The organism is Methanobrevibacter filiformis (assembly GCF_001639265.1).
GTDB lineage: Archaea > Methanobacteriota > Methanobacteria > Methanobacteriales > Methanobacteriaceae > Methanacia > Methanacia filiformis.
Genome location: NZ_LWMT01000207.1, coordinates 1 through 601 on the forward strand (window position 1 = coordinate 1; position 601 = coordinate 601).

Here is a 601-nt window from a genome sequence, read left to right on the forward strand (position 1 = left end):
ACTGTTAATGTGAGTATTGTTAAGGTTGCGAATGTTACTGTTGCGAGTGTTGGTGATAATGTTTTGTACACTATTACTGTGACTAATAATGGTTTGACTAATGCTACTGGTGTTTTTGTTATTGAGAATTTAACTAATAACAGTAAAGTGCAGTTTGTTAGTGCTAATGCAAGTAAAGGAATATATAATAATGTTTCTGGGATTTGGAATATTGGTGATTTGGGCACTGGTGAATCTGTAAGTTTGAATATCAATGTTCTTGTTGTTGGTAATGGTAGTATTTTGAATGTTGCGAACGTAACCACTAATGAGCCTAATACTGGTGATCCTGAAGATAATGAAACTGTCACTGTAAATAACACTGTTAATGTGAGTATTGTTAAAGTTGCGAATGTTACTGTTGCGAGTGTTGGTGATAATGTTTTGTACACTATTACTGTGACTAATAATGGTTTGACTAATGCTACTGGTGTTTTTGTTATTGAGAATTTAACTAATAACAGTAAAGTGCAGTTTGTTAGTGCTAATGCAAGTAAAGGAATATATAATAATGTTTCTGGGATTTGGAATATTGGTGATTTGGGCACTGGTGAATCTGTAA

The 601-nt window shown here is 32.9% G+C and carries 1 protein-coding gene; it reads left to right on the plus strand.

Going from position 1 to position 601, the window contains the following annotated elements; translation table 11 throughout:
• Window positions 1-601, plus strand: a 601-nt coding sequence (locus MBFIL_RS05460) for a DUF11 domain-containing protein (RefSeq protein WP_157078693.1), incomplete at both ends; no start/stop codon positions are given.